Consider the following 18,680-nt stretch of genomic DNA (forward strand, 5'->3'; position numbering starts at 1 on the left):
TGACGGAAAAAGCGGGATCAGTTCAGGATATCCGAACCCCAGTGCGCAGGCATTCCGGCCCCGAGTGCGGCCAGGGGCGCACGGGCCTTGGTGGCGACCTCGGCGACTTCGGATGCTGCGACCGAGCGCCAGGTGATCCCCCCGCCCGCACCCACCACGGCCTGCCCGGCATCGATCACGATGCTCCGGATCACCATGGCGAGGTCGATGCCGCCGTCGTGGCCGACGTAGCCGAAGCATCCCGCATAGACGCCGCGCGGACCTCCCTCGAGCGCGTGCAGACGCGTCATGGCCGACAGCTTGGGCGCCCCTGTCATGCTTCCGGCCGGGAACGTCGCCTCGAGCAGCATCCCCACGGTCGTCCCTTCCGACGCTCTGCCGCTCACCGTGCTGACCAGCTGGTGCACCGCGGGGTAGCTCTCGACCTCCCACAGGCCGTCGACGCGGATGGTGCCCGGATCGCACACCCGCGAGAGATCGTTGCGCATGAGGTCGACGATCATCACGTTCTCGGCGCGCTCTTTGGGATCCGCCTGCAGCTCCGCGGCGAGCGCGGCATCCGACTCGGCGTCCGCACCTCTGGGGCGGGTGCCCTTGATCGGCTTCGTGCGGATCACTCCCTCTTCGACATGCAGGAACTGCTCGGGACTCGCGCTGAGCAGCGCGCGGCCGCCGATGCGGATGAAGCCGCCGTGGTGCGCGGGGGTGGCGTCACGCAATCGAAGATACGCCGCGACCGCGTCGTGCGCTCCAGGTACGGTGAACCGGGTCGTCAGGCACAGCTGATACGCGATGCCGGCGCGGATCAGCTGACGGCACTCCTCGATCAGCGTCGCGTATTCGGCGGGGGTGTGACGTGCGGAGACGGCGGGCGCGGTCGGGACGGGCGGAACGGATGCCGGTCGCAGAGGCATGCGGAGCGACTCCGCCCAGTCGTCGAGATCGGCTGTGGCCGCGATCGCCCACGTCTCCCCCGTCGAATGGTCGAACGCCGCGATCCTCGTGGCACGCAGCCAGGCGCTGCCGACGGCTTCCGCTGCGGGCGCTCCCGCGTTGCGGGCACCGGTCTCGTAGTCGCACCAGCCCACCCACCCACCAGAGAACGGGATCTCTGACGCGTCCGATCCCTCGATGCGCATGTCGACGGGCAGGTGGTCGACCGCGCCGGTGCCGATGAAGCTCCATCCCTCACGGGCGCCCGCTCCGGCGTCGAGCCAGAACACGTCCGGCGAGATCGCCTCGAGAGAGAGGAAGAACGCGGCCGGATCGACCTGTGCGGTCACAGCGCGGACGGACAGAGGTTCGGGCACCATTCCAGCCTAGATCGCGCCGCCCGGCGTAGTCTCGTGGCGTGAATGACTTCGTGCCCTGGCTGATCGAGTTCATGCGGTCGATCGATCCCGTTGCGCGCACGCTGCTCGCCGGACTCGCCGTCATGCTGGAGACGAGCATCCTGATCGGACTCGTCTTCCCGGGGGACACCGTCGTCCTGGTCGCCTCGATCGGCATCACCAGCCCTCTGCAGGGCATCGCCATGGTGATCGCGGTCGTCGTCGGCGCACTGATCGGCGAGAGCATCGGATTCGGCCTCGGCCGGTGGATCGGCCCGCACATCCGGGCGTCGTGGGTCGGCCGGCGCGTCGGCGAGCACAACTGGGTGCGGGCCGAGCGCTATCTCGCACGCCGCGGAGGCATCGCCATCTTCCTCTCGCGGTTCCTGCCCGTGCTGCACTCGCTGGTCCCCCTCACGGTGGGGATGAGCCACTACTCGTATCGGCGATTCCTCGCGTGGACGGCTCCGGCGTGCCTGGTCTGGGCGACGGCGTACGTCAGCATCACCTCTGTCGCCGTCGGCAGCTTCGACGAGCTGGCCGATCAGGTGCACTTCGCCGGCTACATCTTCGTGGGCATCATCATCGTCTTCCTGCTGCTCGTCCTGCTCAGCAAGAAGGTCATCGCCCGCATGGAGCGACGCCATCTCGACTCCGACGACGCGGAAGCCGGCACCGACGTGAAAGACTGAGGCAATGGCCTCATCCCCTTCGGCCGCCAGAATCCACTGGTTCGCCCGACTCGAACACCGCCTCCACGTATGGCGTGAGGGTCGAGCGCGCCGTCGTGGCCGCGCCGCGACGATCGTGCCGTTCCCCGGTTACGGCGGTCCCGGCTGGGTCCGCGTGGTCGGCCGCGTTCTGATCGTGCCCCCGCAGCGGAGCACAGAGTCCGGCGAACCCGCGAGTGTGCGCGGCTGGCGCAGCTTCGTCGGCATCCCGGTGAGCTTCGCGAAGGTCACCGTGCGGATCGGCGAGACTACCCATCATGTCGTGGCTGATCGCGGCGGTGTGATCGACGCCGTGATCGACGCCGACCTCGCTCCGGGCTGGCAGACGTTCACCGTCTCGGTCGAGGGCCAGACGCCCGTCGAAGCGACGGCTTTCGTCGTGGCGGAGAAGACCTCGTTCGGCATCGTCTGCGATGTCGACGACACCGTGATGGTCACCGCGCTCCCCCGCCCGTTCATCGCGGCATGGAACTCCTTCGTGGTCGACGAGCACGCACGCCTCCCCGTCCCCGGCATGGCGGTGCTCCTGGATCAGCTGCTGCGCCAGCATCCCGGCGCCCCGATGGTGTACCTCTCCACCGGCGCCTGGAACGTGGCCCCGACTCTCAAGCGCTTCCTCGGCCGCCACCTCTTCCCGAACGGATCGATGCTCCTCACCGACTGGGGGCCCACGCACGATCGCTGGTTCCGCAGCGGCCGCGAGCACAAGCTCACCAACCTCCGCCGGCTCGCGGCAGAGTTCCCGCACGTGCACTGGCTGCTCATCGGCGACGACGGCCAGCACGACGAGGCCATCTACTCCGAGTTCATGGCAGAGCATCCCGACTCGGTCGCCGCGGTCGCGATCCGACGGCTGCTCCCCGCCGAGGCGGTGCTGGCCGGCGGTCGCGCCGACCAGGAGGAGCACGCCGAGCACGCCGCCCCCTGGGTGAGCGCTGAGGACGGCGCCGGTCTCCGTGACCTGCTCGGCGACGCCGGCATCCTGCACTGACATGATCCTCTCCCGTGCCGACTGGACGGCGCGCGCGCAGGCCCATCAGGAGCGCGCGGATGCTCTCACCGCAGAGCACCGCGCACGGGCGTCCCGCCGCGAGAAGCATCCGGTGTGGGACTTCCTCTTCACGTATTACGCGTACAAGCCGGCGCAGCTGCGCCGCTGGCATCCGGGGGCGGGCGTCACCCTGAAGGACGCTCCGGAGCGCACCGCCTGGCGCTGGTACTCCTCGAGCGGCGACGACGTCACCCCCGATGCCGACGTCTTCGCCGCCGACAAACCCGAACTCGCGGGCCTCATCGAGCGGATGCTGCGGCGCACCGCCTCCCGACCGGGTCAGTTCGGCTGCTTCGGCCTGCACGAATGGGCCATGGTCTACCGCCAGGACGAACATCGGCATCCGGTGCCCCTGCGGCTGGGCCAGGACGCGACCGACGCCGTCGTCGAGAGCCACGATCTCCGCTGCACGCACTTCGACGCGTTCCGCTTCTTCACCCCCGACGCCGTCCCCCGCAACCGGAGTCCTCTCACGCGAGACGATCAGCCACTGTTTGAACAGCCGGGTTGTCTGCACGCCGGAATGGACCTGTACAAGTGGGCGATGAAGCTCGGCCCGCTGATCCCGGGCGAACTGCTGCTCGACGCGTTCGAGCTGGCGCGCGACATCCGGCTTCTCGACATGCAGGCGGCTCCTTACGATCTCTCAGGCTGGGACGTCGTGCCCGTTCGCATCGAGACTCCGGAGGGCAAGGCCGAGTACGTGCGACAGCAGCGTGGATTCGCCGAACGCGGTGCGGTGCTGCGCGGGGCTCTGCTCGGCGCCTGGCTCAGCTCGCCGGTTCGCACGTAGAGCACAGCGCCCAGTCCGCGCTCGCCGCGGAGAGACTCAGCCGCAGTGTGAGGACGCGCGTCGCCGCATCGGCGAGACGTTCGGGCGGGAGGGAGCCGTTCTCGATCGCCGCGACGATCCCCGCCGCCATCTGCCCCGCCGTATCAGGAGTCGACCCGGCGATCATGAGCACCAGATCGTTACCAGCGGCAAGGGCCGCGACCGCGTCGGCGACGGGATCGCGATACTCGGGGATGCCGGAGGACAGCAGCATGCCCAGGTCGTCCGTCACGATCACGCCCTCGAAGCCCAGGTCGTCTCTGGCGATCTCGTGCCACCGGGCCGACAGCGATGCGGGCGCGGCATCGACGGCCGTGTACGTGAGGTGGCCGAACATCAGCACCGAGGCGCCGGCGTCCACTCCGGCCGCGAACGGCACTGCATCCGAAGTTCGCCACTGCTCGAAGGACTCGCTCGTCGAAGGGATCGCGTGATGCGAGTCGCCGGGAGCCGCGCCGTGACCGGGGAAGTGCTTGAGCGTCGAGGCGAGGAACTGCTCCTGCGCCGCCGTCGCGGCGGCCACGCGCTCGGCTGACGCCTGCGGATCCGTGCCGAGCGCACGGCCGAAGATGAACGATGACGTATCGGCGGTGACGTCGGCGACGGTGCCGAAGTTCACCGAGATGCCCGCCTGCGCGACCAGGGAGGCGCGGGCGGCGAAAGCGGCCGCGGTCACATCGGCCGGCTGCGACTTCAACGCCGTGGAAGCCGGATAGGTGTCTGCGCTCAGACGCGAGACGATCCCGCCCTCCTGGTCGATCGCGATGAGCGGAGGCAGCGAGGTGTCCACGGCGAGAGAGCCCGTGACCGTCGGCAGATCGGCGGTCGCGGCAGGCATGTTCGCGCCCATCAGGATGAATCCGCCGAACCCCTGTGCCATGTAGGCGTTCAATGCGGCGGGGTCGGTCGACGGGATGTGTCCCATGATCACGCTTGCGGCCTGCTCGGCCGTCGTCATGCTCGCGACGAGATCGGCCGCGCGCGCCGCGGGCCCGCCGGCTTCGCCCGCGGCGGCCGCGTGCTCGACGGATGAGGCCGACGCCTCGTGAACGGGTGCGCCCAGGATCGCGCCGGCGACGATCATCGCGAGCGCGACAGCACCGGCACGCCGCCGGGGCATCAGTTCGACAGGGCCTCGGCGATCGGGACCGCGTTCTCGTCGGTGCCGTTGCCGAAGCGGATGGTGCGTCCGATCGTCGCGGGTGAGTCGAGCGCCTCGACGATCACCGCGGCGACGTCGGCGCGCGAGACCTCACCGCGCCCCTCGGGGTCGAGGCGGATGCGGCCGGTCGGTTCGTCGAAGGTCAGCGTGCCAGGAGCGAGGATCGTTCCTTCGAGGTCGGTGCCGCGCAGGTGCTCGTCGGCCGCCCACTTCGCGTCGGCATAGGGGAAGAAGCCGGCGTCCTCCGGGATGCCGTGATCGGCCGTCGAGCCGAGCCACGAGACCATCACGTAGCGCGGCACTTCCGCGAGAACTGCGGCGTCCATCGTGCGGATGGCGGCGTCGCGGTCGACCGCGTAGGTGCGCTGCGGATCGCCTCCGCCGGCGCCCGCCGACCACACGACGGCGTCGTGGCCGCGGATGATCTCCGCGAGCGCCGCCGTGTCGAGCTGCTCGACATCGGCGACGAGGGGCTGCGCCCCGCCTGCGGCGACGTCAGCGGAATGATCGGGGTTCCGGATGACCGAGGTCACCTCGGCGCCGCGCTCGACGAGAAGCGGCGCGAGCAGGAGTGCGATGCGGCCGTGGCCGCCGAAGACGATGACACGGGACATGCTCTCACCCTACGCTCCCATCCCGATGTCAGCGCTGGCCCTGGGTGCTGTCGATCACGAACGCCTGCGGGTGTCCCGGCAGGTAGCGCACGGTCACCGGCTCCCCCGACGGGATGTACGCGTCGCGGTCGGGGTACACGGCAGGCGTGAAGAAGTTGCTCTCCAGGGTGTATTCGACGCCGGTGGCGGTCGTGAAGGTCACCCAGTCGCCGTCGCGCGTCGCGGCAGTCGGCTGGCCATGCTCGTAGATGTACGCCCGGGTGACGGGGACACCGGTGAGGCTGAGGATGCCGACCACGAGGTTCGCGAGCATCAGGAAGGCGAGGACGCGGAATCCGATGCGCCGGAGCCGACCCGTGATCCGCCCCGGCTGCGGGCCCGTCTCCCTCAGGAGCCCTTCACGCTCGCGGACGCGTCGCAGCGCGCCGCCGGGTGCTGATCCTGCCGCTGACATCGCGAAGAGCCCGAGGATCGAGAATCCGGCGATGAACACCATGGCGTAGCCGTGCGAGGCCGGGAAGTTCACCAGCCAGATCAGCGTGTCGAGGATGTTCATCGCGCGTCCTCTTTCTCGATCGTGACCGCGACGGTGTGCGGATCCTCTCGTCGGTAGAACGCCCAGATGGGAGCGCCGACCTGGAAGTGCGAGAGGGCTTGCGGGTAGGCGAAAACGGTCGTCTCGGCTTCCCAGGTCTCGGCGCCTTCCGGCGCCATCAGCACCCGCAGAGCGAGCTCGCTCTGCCCTTCGAGCCTGCGACCGGTCGGCCGCATCTCGAGCACGGATGCCGGCACCTGCGTTCCCGTCGTCCTGGCCTTCACGAGCCGTGGGTCGATGAGACCACGATCGATACGCCACTGGAGCATCGCGTCGCGCACGGCGGGGTCGCTGAAGTCGGCGAGCTCGACCGTGTCCTGATCCGTGAGGCTGTAGCGCACCGGCACCGGCTGACCGACCTGCAGGCTCGCGAAGTCGCTCGCATCGACGAGCATTCGCAGCTGGGCGACGAACTCGTCTCCGCTGCCTGGCGTGACTCTGATGAAGAGGTCGTACTGCGGCACGTCGTTCACGGTGAGTCCGGTGCGGGAGACCTCGACGATGCGGCCGACGCCGATGTGCGCCTCGCCCTTCACCCTCTTGCGACGCCCCAGCCCCGACATGGTTCCGCCGAAGGTCAGGATCAGCCCCCAGGCGACACCGATCATGATTGGCGCGCCGAGAGTGTCCTCACCGCCGAAGGGCAGTATCGACTGCCGTTGATTCACGCCGAACAGGCCTTCGCCCGTCCAGATGAGCAGCCACGTCGACAGCAGCAGCCAGACGATCAGGAACACGATGCGGAGCATGTGCTCAGGTTATCGACCGAGTCCCTCTACCGATCACGATTCCTGCAGACGTCAGCGCGTCTTGGCCAGTTCCGCCGTCAGCATCCGCTGCACGCCCTTCGCCGCCGAGCGCCCCGCCCGGTTCGCACCGATCGTGCTCGCCGAGGGGCCGTACCCCACCAGCTGCACTCGCGGGTCGGCGAAGGCCGTCGTGCCGCGTCCGCCACGATCGAGCTGGATCCCGCCAGCTGCCGAACGCAGATGCAGCGGTGCCAGGTGTCCGATGGCCGGGCGGAAACCCGTGGCCCACAGGATCACGTCGACCCGTTCGAAGGAGCCGTCGGCCCAGCGCACGCCGTCCGGCTCGATGCGCTCGAACATCGGCCGACGGGCGGCGTAGGCGCCGAGCCGCTCGGCCTCGCGCTCCTGCGGGCGGAGCATGAGGCCCGTGACGCTCACGACGCTCTGCGGCGGCAGGCCGCGCGCGACCCGCTGCTCGACGAGCGCGACGGCCGCCGCGCCCGCCTCAGGCGTGAAGTCGTCGTCACGCCACACGGGTTCGCGGCGCGTGACCCAGAGGGTGTCGGTGATCGGCGCGAGAGCGCCGAGGAACTGCACCGCAGAGGCGCCGCCACCCACGACCAGCACCCGTTTGCCGAGGAAGTGCTCGGGCCCGGGATAGTCGATGGTGTGCAGCTGCTCTCCGAGGAACGTCTCCATTCCCGGATAGTGCGGCAGGAAGGGGTGCGTCCAGGTGCCGGTCGCGTTCACGATCGTCTTCGCCCGCCATTCGCGCTCCCCCGCGCGCACCACGAGCACGCGGTCTTCGTCGTCGACCCGATCGACCCTCACCGGTCTGACGACCGGCAGCCGGTGGGCTTTCTCGTAGGCCGCGAAGTACGCCGGCACCGCGACGTTCGCGCGCTGGGCGTCGCGAGGCGGAGGAGCATCGCCGGGCAGCTCGGCGACGCCGTGCACGTCGCGCATCGTCAGGGCATCCCAGCGGTGCCGCCACGCGCCGCCTGGTTCGTCGTCGGCGTCGAGGACGACGTGACCGATACCGAGACGGCTCAGGTGGTACGACGCCGACAGACCGGCCTGACCTGCTCCGATCACCACACTGCCGAGGATGCTCACGACGTCATCAACGCCCTCGGCTGCCGCGTTGTTCCGCAGGCCGTCAGAGCGCGATCTGGTAATGGGTGCAGCCGGTTGTGCGTGGCGACGAGTGCGGCGTCCTGACGCCGCTTGCAGGGATGCTCCTCAGACCAGGTTCCAGCCCGACTCGGCAAGGCGGGCTTCGACGCGGCGCAGGTCGGCATCGGACGGCAGCTCACCGAGGATCTTCGTCATGAGCACCCGCGCATCGACACGGGACGCGACTCCGTCCTGCTCGATGTCGTGCGCGATGAGCGCATCGGCGACCTCCCGCACCTCATCGTCGTTCAGACGACGTCGCAGAAGGGCGAGGATGGGCACGTAGTCGGTCTCGGGGATGCCGTCCGGGTAACCGGCCCGCAACCACGCCAAAGCGCGCTGCACGGGATTCGCGTGCGCCCTCTCGGGTTCGGCCGGGTTCACGACTGCGTGCTCCTGGGCGCGTTTGCGTGCGCCACCGCTGAGCGGCCATCCGACCGCTGCCAAGCGGGCCGCGACGGCTCGCACGTCGTCGTCACCCGGGCGTTCCGAGGTCACGTGTTCGATGGCCGCCCTGATGTCCCGCACGCGGATAGGGTCGGCATCCAGCGATTCGATGCGCGAGATGATCTCCTCGAACTCCTCGTTGCTCAAGGTGTCGCGCAGCAACGCGAGCAGCGGATAGTAGTCCTTCGGCGGCACGCCCTCCGGATACCCGGCGCGAAGCCAGCGGAGGATCGACGAGACGACGGTGTCGGTCATGATGATCTCCTCAGGCTCCGAACAACGAGATGCCGAGATAGTGGTGCAGGCTCGACCGGGTGATCCAGAGCACACCGGTGACGACCGCGGCGACGACGATCGCGAAGAGCACGTATCCGAGAACTGTGAACGCAGGTCGGCGCTCAACGCCGTCGAGATCGCCCGCGCCGGCCGCGTGCAGACGCAGCCCGAGGGCGAACAGCGCGGGGAGCCCGGCTCCGAACACCGCGCCGACGAGCAGCACGCGGCCGGCGGCGAGGGCGATGTCGCTCCAGATGATGTCCATGATGACTCCGATTCTCTCGCGTGCGTTCAGGCTGCGGTGGCGGCCGATGCTTCGGGGACGACCTTGCCGTCCCACTCTGCGTTCACGTTCGAGGCATCGACCTTCTGGCGGCGGCTGCGCAGATACATGTACGCGGAGAGGACGATCAGGAGCGCGAAGACCGTGATCGCGCCGGTGAGCCCGCCGATGCCGTTCGCTATGAAGTAGCACAGCGCGCCGACGATGCCGGCCGCGGGCATCGTGATGAGCCAGGCCGCCGCCATGCGTCCCGCGACGCCCCAGCGCACGACTCCCCCGGGCTTGCCGACTCCGGAGCCCAGGATCGATCCCGTGGCGACGTGGGTGGTCGACAGTGCCATGCCCATCGAGCTCGATGTGAGGATGATGGCCGCCGACGACGCCTCCGCCGCCATGCCCTGCGGCGACTCGATCTCGACGAGTCCCTTGCCGAGCGTGCGGATGATCCGCCAGCCCCCGAGGTAGGTGCCGACGGCGATGGCGAGGCCGCAGACGACGATGATCCACACCGGAAGGCCGTCGTCCTCGATGCCCTGAGTGGTGAGGGATCCGTGGGCGATGAGCGCGAGAGCGATGACGCCCATGGTCTTCTGCGCGTCGCCGGTGCCGTGGGCGAGGGACACGAGCGATGCGGTGCCGATCTGGCCCCAGCGGAATCCCGTCTCTCGACGCTTCTCCCCCACGCGCTTCGTGATCGCGTAGACGAGGAAGGTGCCGACGGCGGCGACGGCTCCGGCGATGACCGGCGAGAGGAAGGCGGGGACGATGATCTTGCCGATGATGCCTGCCCAGTTGATCGTCACCGCGCCTGCGAGGCCCGCCCCGATCAATCCTCCGAACAGCGCATGCGAGGAGCTCGACGGAAGCCCGAGCAGCCACGTGATGAGGTTCCAGAGGATGCCGCCGACGAGGCCCGCGAAGATGATCGTCATCGCCGTCTGGGCGCTGAGGCCCTCGACGAGACCGCCAGTCTCGGTCTGTAGCTTCAGTACGTCCTTGGTGATCGTCGCGGCGACCTCGACCGACAGGAACGCTCCGACGAGGTTCAGCACCGCGGCGATCGTAACGGCGGCCTTGGGCTTGAGGGCGCCGGTGGCGATGGACGTCGCCATCGCGTTTCCGGTGTCGTGGAATCCGTTCGTGAAGTCGAAGCCGATGGCGGTGACGATCACGAGGATCAGGATGAGGAGCTCGCCGGACATGGTGCGAGTCTCGCACTCGGCACGGCTCACGCCTCCGGGTCACCGGAAGAGTTCACCCGACGTTCACGCCCGCGCCGGCTCCTCTGCGAGCCCGACCTTCAGCTTCGCCCACGAGCGTCCCTGCGTGTCCTTGAGGATGTCGTACTCCACGTCGACATGCGGTTCGATCGCGCTGTACTTGTCGTTCGGCGCGCCGATCACGAGCTGGAAGCCGAGACCGCGCCAGGCGCCGATCGCGCGCTTGGTGAAGTGAGCGTCGGCCTTGATCAGCGCTTCGTCCATGAAGACGGGTGCGTAGCGAGGGCGTTCGGCGCCGGCATCCCCCAACTGGTAGCGCAGTGCCGCGCCGACGATGAACGCGATGAGCTCCTGCGACTCGCCGCCGGACTTCTCCCCGATGTGGTCGTACAGCGCCACGTGCTGCTTGGTGTCGGCCGTCACCCGCTCGGCGCTCACCCGCACGTGATTGCGCACGTCGACGAGATCGTTGAAGTCCGGAGCCGATCTGCGCAGGTGTCCGATCAGCCGAGACATCCTGCGATACGCGTTTTCGCGCTCGGCGTCGGTCGAGGCGTTTTCGATGAGTCCTCGGACCTCGCGCAGATCGCGCCGGAAGCGCTTGCGAGCCTCGGACTGGCTGTCTCGCGTGGTGATCTGCAGCCGATGATCGTCGTCGTAGAACGGCAGATCCTGCATGATCCGATTGATCGGTTCGATGCGCTCGCGGATCTCGCGGAGCGAGCGGGCGAGCGTCGAATCGAGGTTCGTGAGGTCGTTGCCGGAGAGGTTCAGCAGGCTGTCGCGCCACTCCCCCTCGAGCTCGTGGAGGCCGCTCGTCTCGAGCGCGGTGAGGATGTTCTCGAAATCATCGACGTACAGGTCGGGGTCGGCCAGAAGATTCGGATTCTCCCAGCGCTCCAGGAACGTCTGCATGAGCCGTCGCATGCCCTCGCGCTGCTCCTGATGGGCTTCGACAGCGCGCGAATGGTCTTCGGCGAGACGCTGGCCCGCACTCGACAGCGCGTTGTCGAAGCGGGTCAGCAGAGCGGATGCCGTGGCCGCGGTGCCACTCGGCGCGGCGAAGCGGTCATCGAGATACGCGGCATGCTCGGTGTCGAACGCGCGGGCGCTGTCGGCTGCCTCGTCGATAAGCTTCTGGGCTGCGTCGACGTCGTCGATGATGTCACCCCAGGTCGATTCCACCTGGTTCCGCTCGACGGTCGCCGCCGCGATCTCCTCACGCAATCGGGTCATGGACTTCTTCGCCTTGTCGATCTGGTCGCGCAGGCCGGCGATGTCGGGATTCGCCTGTGCGACATCGGATTCGACCGACTGCCAGCGCTCGCGCTCGGCGTTCAGCGCGTCGACATCGATCCGGTCCCACGTGACGTCGACGATCTTCGCGTAGGCCGCGCGCTGCGCATCGATGCCGTCGAGATCGGCCGCGGCGACGTCGAGCCGCACCTCGGCCTGGTCGAGCTCGCGACGAGCCGCGTCCACGGCGGCCCGCAGTTCGCGGAGTCTGCTCTGGTTCGAGAAGCCGAGCACGTTCGCGCGCCCGTGACCGCCGTGCGCTCCCTGCTCACCTCGCGAGATCTGTCCGGTGATCGTCACGGCCTGATCGTGCGCGGCGAGCTCCTCCGCACTGTTCACGCAGACGAAACCGAACCGTTCCTCGAGCCGCAGCTGCAACCAGCCGGTGAACGGGGTGCTGCTGTAGTCGAGACGACCTGGCAGGGTGTCGGCCGCTCCTCCGCGTCCCGGCCGAATGCCGGTGTGCACGCCCTGGTAGTTCAGGCGCCGTGGCGTCCGCACACTGTCGATCGCAGCGCGGAACCTGTCTAGGTGGGCGACATCGAGCAACAGGGTGGTCGCGAACCCGCCGAGTGCGAGGTTGAAGGCCTCCCGCCACGGCTCGTACTCGGTCTGCACCTCGACGAGTTCGCCCACGAACGGCAGCTCGTGGGCTTCGAGCCCTGCGGCCTCGGCGAGTCGCGCGCGCGACTGGTAGAGATCGGCGGGGATGTTGCCGGTGAACGACGTGGATGCCGCGAGCTCCCGTTCGAGTCGCGACAGCTCGGCCGACGCCGCATCGCGGGCGCTCCGCGCCTGCGCCCAGTCGTCACGAGCCCGCGCCTTCGCAGCGGAATCGTCGAGCGCAGCGCGCGCCCGGGCGATCAGCGCCTCGAACTGCTCCTTCGTGGAGGCATCGACGCCGAGCATCCGGAGGTCCTGATCCAGGCGCGACCGCGCCTCCTCAGCCTCCAGCAGGCGCCGCTCGACCCCGCGAAGCTCGCGCTGCGCGGTCTCCAGGTGGTCGCCGCCGTGTTCGCGGAGCAGGTCTCGGAGTCCGTCGTGCTCGGCATCCGCCGCATCCGCCTGGACGCGCTTCTCGCGGATCGACGCGTCGAGCGCCAGCTTGCGGTCGCGCAGCTCCTCCTCGACGTCGCGCAGCAGAGCCATCCGCCGCTCGGCTCGCCACAGCGAAGCCAGTGAAGACGGATCGGCGAAGATGCCGACCTCGTCGATCAGGCGCATCCGCTCCGCGGTGGTCTCGATCCTCAGACGGAGATCACGGATCGGCTCGAGCGCCGCCACCTGCTGGCGGGCGACGAGCATGCGCTGGCGGGTGCTCTCGAGCTCGTCGAAGTGGGTGACGACCGCGTCAGCCGTGCGCATGGTCTCGGGTTCTTCGAGCACGAGGCGCTTGTACAGATCGTCGACCGTGGTGATCTGCTGCCCGGCCTGGATACGCGCCAGCAGACTCATCGCGTTGGATCCGGCGCCGGCCGCCCCGATGCCGAGCACCGCGTGCAGGCGGGCTGAGAACTCCCGGTCGGTGCCGACCGGATCGAGGCCGGCGGTCCGCACGGATGCGTCGGTCAGGCGCTGGGTGGCTGCGCGCTCGAGAGAGCCGAGATCGAAGGCGCCGTGCACGGTCGCCCGCACCCGCACGGTGTCTTCGAGCACCCGTGCTCCCGCGGGAATGTACCAGGCGCGCACGGCCGTGAACCGGGCGCCGTCATGGTCGAGCCACGTCATCGAGATCGCGGTCCAGGTGTCCTCACCGTCGCCGCGGAGCACCTGCACCTTCGTGCCTTCCTCGGTGCGGGTTTCGTCGAGCTTTCCGCGTCCGTAGGACAGCACGTTGCGCTGTTCGTCTCCGCGCGGGCGGCCGGTGACCCCGCCGTTGGAGGCGCCGTTGAACGGCGTCGTGTGCGGCATCATGAGCGCGATGTACGCGTCCATGAGCGTGGATTTGCCCGATCCGGACCCTCCGCACAGAAGTGTGGCCTCGGGAGAGAATCGCACACGGTGCGGTCCGCCGTCGTAACCGCCCCAGTTCACCAGCTGCAGGTCTTCCGCCAACCACTGCTGGCCGCGGGAGCCCTGCGGGATGAGTCCGAACAGCGTCTCGATCATCGTCATGACAGCACGCCTTCCCGCGTGTCCTCGGCCTCGATAGCGTCTACCGCCCGACCGGCCGCCGTCTCACGCAGCCAGTCCCGAAGCTCGGTGAGCTTCTGAGCGCTCAGCACGACCTCGACCAGCGGGCCGATGCGATAGCGGCCCGTCGTCTCCTCGCTGATGATGCCGTCGTTCGCCAGCTTGCGCATCGCGTCGCGCACGGCCTTCTGCCGTCGCGCGATGTCGCCGTCGGCATCGGTGAAGTAGCTGAGCACGGTCTGCTCGACGTCTTCGATGTCGATGCGCGGCGCCGCCTCGCCTGCGACGTTCTCGCGCTCGTATACCGTGCGCAGATGCACGAGCACGAGGGTCTCGGAACGCGTGTACGGAGTGTCGCGGAGCAGGATCGGGATGTCGAGCTCGTCGATGCGGATCTGCTGCTTGTAGGCGAGACCGTGTTCGTGATCGACGATCAGACGGATGTACAGATCGTTGAGCCGCGACTCGATCACGGTCTGGTGATCGAGCAGAGTGCGCCATTCCTGACGGTTGCGCTCCGACAGCAGGAAGCGGCGGTGCAGGATCAGCGCGAGAGTGCGGCGGACCTCGGGATCGAGCACGCCCCTGTCGCCGGGGAACAGCTCGGGGAGGTCCTCCTCCATCGAGACCGGCTCGATGAAGCCCTCTGCCGTGGTGGGTTCGTGGTCACTCATCCGTCTGCTCCTTCGCGGCCTGCGCCATTGCAGAGTTCTTGGTCGTCTGTGCAGTCACCGCTGCGAAAGCGAACCGCCGCGTCGTGCCGTCCGGTCGCAGCGCCTCGACGATCGATACGTCCTCGTTTTCGGTCATCCCGTTGCGGTGCGCGATCTCGAGCAGGCCGAGCAGATCGACCGGCCGCCGCGTGTCTTCGTCGGTCCCGAGGAACGCCTCACCGAGGTCGAACTCGTCGCCGAGTCGCGCGACGTAGGCTTCCAGCTCGGCATACCGAGGGCCGCCCCAGGCCCGCGTGTCCGCGTCGAGGAACACGGCGTCGTCGCCACGATCCGCGAGTGGCGCCGGGGGCTCGGGCGGACGGACATCGCTGAGAGACTGCCGCAGGTGTCCGATGCTCGCGATCGGCAACCGGCGCAGCGGCTCGACGGGGGTCTCGGGTGTACGCGTCTGCGTCCAGGCCTGGAGCCCCGAGATGACGTCGCGCAGAAGCTCGTCGACCTGACGGTCGCGCGCGGGGTCGTGCGTGCGGACCTGGGCGGCGATCACGTGCGATGCGCGCCGCTGGGCGGTGAGCACCTCTTGCACGCCCAATTCCATTCGCCGTCCGATCGTGTCGAGGTCCGCGCGCTGGGCCGCGTCGAGCCTGTCCGCGAATGGGCGCGAGAGCAGCTCGTGCAGCTGCTCGGTGAGCGCGTCGATCCGCTCCGGGTCGCCTATCACGCGCAGAGCGCCGGCGAACGCCTGCCCCTCGCGTGTGGACTGCATGACCTGCTGTCCACGGAGAAGGTACTCGCGCAGGACCTCGCCGGTAGGCCGCTCATCACGGCGGAGATCACGGATGACATCGCGCTGCATCGCTTTGATCGACTCGGCGACCCGGGTGAAGTCGGCCGGGAGGCTGCGGGAGAGATGAAGCACGTTCTCGGCTTCTTCGAGCAGCTCGTCGTCGGCTATGGGTTCTGCCTCGTCGTTCTCGAACGCCGCGATCTGCGCGTTCAGGGCATCTCGTTCCGCCCTCAACCTGGCCAGTCGTCTGGCCGGGTCGTCGTCGGCGTCACCCGCCAGCCGTTCGACGGCATCGAGAAGCGTGCGCACGCGCGAGTGCGAGACTCGGGTGGTGCCGCCCGTGAGATCGGCGATCTCCAGCGCCCGCACCGCGTGCGCCGTGCAGCGGTACACCTCTGTGTCGCCTTCGATCTGCTGGCCGAGCCACCCGACTTTGACCCAGTATCGGCAGACCTCGCGCCCGGTCGTCGACGGCAGTCCCCGGCCGTCCTGCTCGTAGCCGGCCGCGCGGAGCTCGGCGAGGATCTCGCCCACCTCGACATGCGCATCGGCGACGGCTACCGTCGGCCGCTCGGCGGTGAACATGATGCTCAGCACCGCGACGACGAAGGGCGCATAGCGCCCGTGCAGCAGATCGAGCGTGGGGATCTTGAACGCGGCACGAGCGCGCAGATACGCCGCTTCGGCTCGAGTACCGGTCACACTGCTCCCGAAACGGATGATCTCAAAACACGCCGCTCCGGTGGGAACGGCATCCTTCAGCCTACTGGGAAGCCGTCGCTGACGCCCGCCGCCGGAGCTTCGCATCCGGGTACGCAGAAGGCCCCCGGCAGAGCCGAGGGCCTTCATTCGGTGGACCTGAGGGGATTCGAACCCCTGACCCCCTGCATGCCATGCAGGTGCGCTACCAACTGCGCCACAGGCCCATCTGCTTCCCCGGACCAGCCGGGGCAACTTGAAAAGAATACAACACGAATCGCCGCGAGCACCAATCGGCGATCGTCGCCCGGGCGCGTCGCTCCACGACCCGCGCGACGCTTTTAGCGCTCGGCAGTCCTCGGGTCAACCCTCTCTGCAGACGCCGCCCGGCGTCGTATCGTGACCGCACCGATCATGAGGAGGAAGACCATGTCTAATCCGATCCCCCCGCTTCCGTTCCCCGACGACGCCGACGACGAGACGGACGACGTGCCCACCCGCGAGGTCGACGGGGACACGCTGCTCGACACCGATGCCAACCAGGACGCCGTCGACAGCTACGCTGCCGACCGCCTGGCATCGGAGGCGGACGATGAGTCTGACGACTCCGAGTCCGACGGCCTCTGAACATCCCGTGCCCTCGCGTGCCTGGACGCGTCTGACCAACCCCGGTCCCGAAGAGCTCGAGAAGATCGCGAAGCGCCTCGACCTGCATCCGCTCGTCATCGACGATCTGCTCGCCGGGCGTCAGCAGCCCAAGGCTGAGTCGTTCGACGGGCAGCTGTACCTTTCGATCTGGGACATCGACCGTGGGGACGAAGGCACGACGATGACCGACACCGACTTGGCGCTGATCCTCACCGCCGACGAGTTGGTCCTCGTGCAGAGGGGTGACACGGCGGAGTTCCGCGATCTCGACGCGCTGCTCGAGGGGCCGGGTGCCGTGAGCGTCGACTCCCCCCTGGCCGCGGCGCATCGCGTGCTCGACGCCGTGGTGCGCGACTTCGTCGAACTCGGGGCGGCCGTCGAAAAGGACCTGGACAACTTGGAGACGGAGGTCTTCGACAGCCGCGTACGCGAGGACTACCGGCGCATCTACCGGCTCAGGCAGCGCATCGGCCAGATCGACAGAGCTTCATCCGGGCTCGCTGAGGCGCTACGCCAATCGGGCGATCACATTGCGCGGCTCACAGAGCAGCAGCCGCATCTGCGTCCGTACTTCGCTCATCTTGCGAACGACGCCCGCGGAGTGTCCGAGCTGACGTCCACCGAGCACGAGTCCCTCGACGCACTCGTCTCCAGTCACCAGAGCAACGTGGGGACCCGCCAGAACAAGGACATGCGGACCATCTCGGCGTTCGCCGCGCTCCTGGCCATCCCGACCGTGATCGCCGGCATCTACGGCATGAACTTCAAGAACCTCCCCCTCGTGAGGTGGGAGTACGGCTGGCTGGTCACCGGTATCGCGATCGTCGTGATCGACGTGATCGCCTTCACCCTGTTCCGCCGGCGCGGCTGGCTGGGCGAGCACGCCGACGCCGACGAGTAGAAGCTCAGTCCGCCATCAGCGGCGGCAGGTGCGGAATCTGCACCGGCTTCGTGGCTCGGCTGGGCGCGTGCATGCGCTCCAGGTCTTCGAGCACCTCGAACGCGGTCGCGTAGGTTCCCCGCAGCGGCAGGTCTCTCAGCCAGACCACGTCGACCTCAGTCGGCGCGAGTTCGTACACGCAGGCCACCACATGCCTCGTGTCGTCCTGAGCGAACCTCAGGTCGTTGATCACCCACTCCGACGTCGTGATACGGCGAAGCACATAGCGTGGATCGGGATCGGCAGCCATCCTGCGGCCCTCCAGGTTCTCTCAGAAGAGAGCTTGCCCGACGCCGTGGCACAGGTGAAGACCCTTGACAATCCGGCGGAGAAGCCGGATGACGATCACCCGGTCGGCCGCACCGTGAGATCGGTGAGATGCGCGTCGTCCGGCAGGTCGAGCGCAAGCAGGATGGTCGTCGCCACGGACTCGGCGGCGATGTAGCGAGAGGCGTCGTACTCGCGCCCCTCTTGCTGGTGGACCTTCTCTTGCATGGGCGTCGCCGTGCGGCCAGGGTAGATCGAGGTGACCCGCACGCCGTGCGATGCCTCCTCAGCACGCAGCGAATCCGCCAGCGCCTTCAACCCGTGCTTCGACGCGGCATACGCCGACCAGCCGGCGTGCGCATTGAGCCCTGCGCCAGAGTTCACGAAGACCACCCGTCCACGGGAGACGCGCAGCACCGGCAGGAGGAGCCTCGTGAGCTCGGCCGGGCCGACGAGGTTCACCGCGAGCTGCTGCTCCCACAAGGAGGGCGGCAGATCGGCGACGGCGCCGAGGTCGACCACGCCTGCGACATGGATCAGCGAATCGATGCGCTCCGGCAGCGCCTGCTTCGACAGCGCCCACGACAGGCGGCCGGGATTCGACAGGTCGCCGACGAGCGTCTGAGCCCCGGGGAACCGCTCCGCCAGCTGTCTCGCGCGCCCGGCATCCCGCACCAGCAGAACCACCTGGTCACCGCGGTCGATCAGTCGTCGGGCGACCACCGAGCCTATTCCGGAACCGGCTCCGGTGAGCAGGTGCAAGGGCATG

General features: G+C 68.6%; 19 protein-coding genes and 1 tRNA gene. 5 read left to right on the forward strand and 15 right to left on the reverse strand.

Going from position 1 to position 18,680, the window contains the following annotated elements:
- Window positions 1-17: 17 nt before the first annotated feature.
- Window positions 18-1,310, reverse strand: a complete 1,293-nt coding sequence (locus QFZ53_RS14350; protein ID WP_307297561.1) for an anthranilate synthase component I family protein — start codon at window positions 1,308-1,310, stop codon at window positions 18-20.
- A gap of 41 nt (window positions 1,311-1,351) precedes the next feature.
- Here QFZ53_RS14350 and QFZ53_RS14355 point away from each other — a divergent pair, with 41 nt between their 5' ends.
- The 3 genes from QFZ53_RS14355 to QFZ53_RS14365 are packed head-to-tail and all read left to right on the forward strand — an operon-like array spanning window position 1,352 to window position 3,906.
- Window positions 1,352-2,023 (forward strand): DedA family protein, encoded by a 672-nt coding sequence (locus QFZ53_RS14355; RefSeq protein ID WP_307297563.1) that lies wholly within the window; start codon window positions 1,352-1,354, stop codon window positions 2,021-2,023.
- 4 nt (window positions 2,024-2,027) lie between these two features.
- On the forward strand, window positions 2,028-3,053 hold the full coding sequence (locus QFZ53_RS14360; protein ID WP_307297565.1) for an App1 family protein: 1,026 nt from the start codon (window positions 2,028-2,030) through the stop codon (window positions 3,051-3,053).
- A gap of 1 nt (window position 3,054) precedes the next feature.
- Window positions 3,055-3,906 carry a 3-methyladenine DNA glycosylase gene (locus QFZ53_RS14365; protein ID WP_292908436.1) on the forward strand — a complete coding sequence of 284 codons (852 nt, stop codon included), beginning with the start codon at window positions 3,055-3,057 and terminating at the stop codon, window positions 3,904-3,906.
- Here the strand turns inward: QFZ53_RS14365 and QFZ53_RS14370 are convergent.
- From QFZ53_RS14370 to QFZ53_RS14425, 12 genes are all read right to left on the reverse strand, one after another.
- Window positions 3,884-5,065, reverse strand: a complete 1,182-nt coding sequence (locus QFZ53_RS14370) for a glycoside hydrolase family 3 N-terminal domain-containing protein (RefSeq protein WP_307297569.1) — start codon at window positions 5,063-5,065, stop codon at window positions 3,884-3,886. The genes QFZ53_RS14365 and QFZ53_RS14370 overlap by 23 nt on opposite strands.
- Window positions 5,065-5,721, reverse strand: coding sequence for an SDR family oxidoreductase (locus QFZ53_RS14375; protein ID WP_292908432.1), 657 nt, complete (start codon window positions 5,719-5,721; stop codon window positions 5,065-5,067). Before QFZ53_RS14375 ends, QFZ53_RS14370 begins: the two co-directional genes overlap by 1 nt.
- Window positions 5,722-5,749: 28 nt before the next feature.
- Window positions 5,750-6,277, reverse strand: coding sequence for a hypothetical protein (locus QFZ53_RS14380; RefSeq protein WP_307297572.1), 528 nt, complete (start codon window positions 6,275-6,277; stop codon window positions 5,750-5,752).
- Window positions 6,274-7,065 (reverse strand): hypothetical protein, encoded by a 792-nt coding sequence (locus QFZ53_RS14385; RefSeq protein ID WP_307297574.1) that lies wholly within the window; start codon window positions 7,063-7,065, stop codon window positions 6,274-6,276. The genes QFZ53_RS14380 and QFZ53_RS14385 overlap by 4 nt, the downstream gene beginning before the upstream one ends.
- Before the next feature lie 51 nt (window positions 7,066-7,116).
- Window positions 7,117-8,181, reverse strand: coding sequence for an NAD(P)-binding domain-containing protein (locus QFZ53_RS14390; protein ID WP_307297575.1), 1,065 nt, complete (start codon window positions 8,179-8,181; stop codon window positions 7,117-7,119).
- 126 nt (window positions 8,182-8,307) lie between these two features.
- Window positions 8,308-8,943 (reverse strand): DUF3349 domain-containing protein, encoded by a 636-nt coding sequence (locus tag QFZ53_RS14395; protein ID WP_307297577.1) that lies wholly within the window; start codon window positions 8,941-8,943, stop codon window positions 8,308-8,310.
- A 10-nt stretch (window positions 8,944-8,953) separates the two neighbouring features.
- On the reverse strand, window positions 8,954-9,229 hold the full coding sequence (locus QFZ53_RS14400) for a hypothetical protein (protein WP_307297579.1): 276 nt from the start codon (window positions 9,227-9,229) through the stop codon (window positions 8,954-8,956).
- Between the two features lie 26 nt (window positions 9,230-9,255).
- Window positions 9,256-10,449 carry an inorganic phosphate transporter gene (locus QFZ53_RS14405; protein ID WP_307297581.1) on the reverse strand — a complete coding sequence of 398 codons (1,194 nt, stop codon included), beginning with the start codon at window positions 10,447-10,449 and terminating at the stop codon, window positions 9,256-9,258.
- Between the two features lie 63 nt (window positions 10,450-10,512).
- Window positions 10,513-13,878, reverse strand: a complete 3,366-nt coding sequence (locus QFZ53_RS14410; protein WP_307297584.1) for an ATP-binding protein — start codon at window positions 13,876-13,878, stop codon at window positions 10,513-10,515.
- The gene (locus QFZ53_RS14415) at window positions 13,875-14,570 is read right to left on the reverse strand and encodes a DUF4194 domain-containing protein (protein WP_307297586.1); all 696 of its coding nucleotides are present in this window, start codon (window positions 14,568-14,570) and stop codon (window positions 13,875-13,877) included. The genes QFZ53_RS14410 and QFZ53_RS14415 overlap by 4 nt, the downstream gene beginning before the upstream one ends.
- Entirely contained in the window at window positions 14,563-16,059 is a 1,497-nt protein-coding gene (locus QFZ53_RS14420; RefSeq protein WP_307297589.1) for a DUF3375 domain-containing protein, read from the reverse strand. Before QFZ53_RS14420 ends, QFZ53_RS14415 begins: the two co-directional genes overlap by 8 nt.
- 151 nt (window positions 16,060-16,210) lie before the next feature.
- Window positions 16,211-16,283 (reverse strand) — tRNA-Ala (locus QFZ53_RS14425).
- Window positions 16,284-16,485: 202 nt separating this feature from the next.
- Here QFZ53_RS14425 and QFZ53_RS14430 point away from each other — a divergent pair.
- Both QFZ53_RS14430 and QFZ53_RS14435 read left to right on the forward strand, forming a co-directional pair.
- Window positions 16,486-16,683 (forward strand): hypothetical protein, encoded by a 198-nt coding sequence (locus QFZ53_RS14430; RefSeq protein WP_307297592.1) that lies wholly within the window; start codon window positions 16,486-16,488, stop codon window positions 16,681-16,683.
- 7 nt (window positions 16,684-16,690) lie between these two features.
- Window positions 16,691-17,605, forward strand: coding sequence for a CorA family divalent cation transporter (locus QFZ53_RS14435; RefSeq protein ID WP_307297593.1), 915 nt, complete (start codon window positions 16,691-16,693; stop codon window positions 17,603-17,605).
- A 4-nt stretch (window positions 17,606-17,609) separates the two neighbouring features.
- Here the strand turns inward: QFZ53_RS14435 and QFZ53_RS14440 are convergent, their stop codons facing one another.
- Both QFZ53_RS14440 and QFZ53_RS14445 read right to left on the reverse strand, forming a co-directional pair.
- The gene (locus QFZ53_RS14440) at window positions 17,610-17,894 is read right to left on the reverse strand and encodes a hypothetical protein (protein ID WP_307297595.1); all 285 of its coding nucleotides are present in this window, start codon (window positions 17,892-17,894) and stop codon (window positions 17,610-17,612) included.
- Window positions 17,895-17,989: 95 nt separating this feature from the next.
- On the reverse strand, window positions 17,990-18,679 hold the full coding sequence (locus QFZ53_RS14445) for an SDR family oxidoreductase (RefSeq protein WP_292908406.1): 690 nt from the start codon (window positions 18,677-18,679) through the stop codon (window positions 17,990-17,992).
- Window position 18,680 lies beyond the last annotated feature (1 nt).

Source organism: Microbacterium natoriense (assembly GCF_030816295.1).
GTDB classification, from domain to species: Bacteria; Actinomycetota; Actinomycetes; order Actinomycetales; family Microbacteriaceae; genus Microbacterium; species Microbacterium natoriense_A.

Excerpts from the sequence above, each read along its gene's own strand:
- QFZ53_RS14415 (WP_307297586.1), bottom strand. The coding sequence starts at position 14,570 with ATGAGTGACCACGAACCCACCACGGCAGAGGGCTTCATCGAGCCGGTC.
- QFZ53_RS14395 (WP_307297577.1), bottom strand. The coding sequence starts at position 8,943 with ATGACCGACACCGTCGTCTCGTCGATCCTCCGCTGGCTTCGCGCCGGG.
- QFZ53_RS14410 (WP_307297584.1), bottom strand. The coding sequence starts at position 13,878 with ATGACGATGATCGAGACGCTGTTCGGACTCATCCCGCAGGGCTCCCGC.
- QFZ53_RS14365 (WP_292908436.1), top strand. The coding sequence starts at position 3,055 with ATGATCCTCTCCCGTGCCGACTGGACGGCGCGCGCGCAGGCCCATCAG.
- QFZ53_RS14430 (WP_307297592.1), top strand. The coding sequence starts at position 16,486 with ATGTCTAATCCGATCCCCCCGCTTCCGTTCCCCGACGACGCCGACGAC.
- QFZ53_RS14400 (WP_307297579.1), bottom strand. The coding sequence starts at position 9,229 with ATGGACATCATCTGGAGCGACATCGCCCTCGCCGCCGGCCGCGTGCTG.
- QFZ53_RS14375 (WP_292908432.1), bottom strand. The coding sequence starts at position 5,721 with ATGTCCCGTGTCATCGTCTTCGGCGGCCACGGCCGCATCGCACTCCTG.
- QFZ53_RS14445 (WP_292908406.1), bottom strand. The coding sequence starts at position 18,679 with ATGCCCTTGCACCTGCTCACCGGAGCCGGTTCCGGAATAGGCTCGGTG.
- QFZ53_RS14360 (WP_307297565.1), top strand. The coding sequence starts at position 2,028 with ATGGCCTCATCCCCTTCGGCCGCCAGAATCCACTGGTTCGCCCGACTC.
- QFZ53_RS14440 (WP_307297595.1), bottom strand. The coding sequence starts at position 17,894 with ATGGCTGCCGATCCCGATCCACGCTATGTGCTTCGCCGTATCACGACG.
- QFZ53_RS14385 (WP_307297574.1), bottom strand. The coding sequence starts at position 7,065 with ATGCTCCGCATCGTGTTCCTGATCGTCTGGCTGCTGCTGTCGACGTGG.
- QFZ53_RS14380 (WP_307297572.1), bottom strand. The coding sequence starts at position 6,277 with ATGAACATCCTCGACACGCTGATCTGGCTGGTGAACTTCCCGGCCTCG.
- QFZ53_RS14405 (WP_307297581.1), bottom strand. The coding sequence starts at position 10,449 with ATGTCCGGCGAGCTCCTCATCCTGATCCTCGTGATCGTCACCGCCATC.
- QFZ53_RS14370 (WP_307297569.1), bottom strand. The coding sequence starts at position 5,065 with ATGCCCCGGCGGCGTGCCGGTGCTGTCGCGCTCGCGATGATCGTCGCC.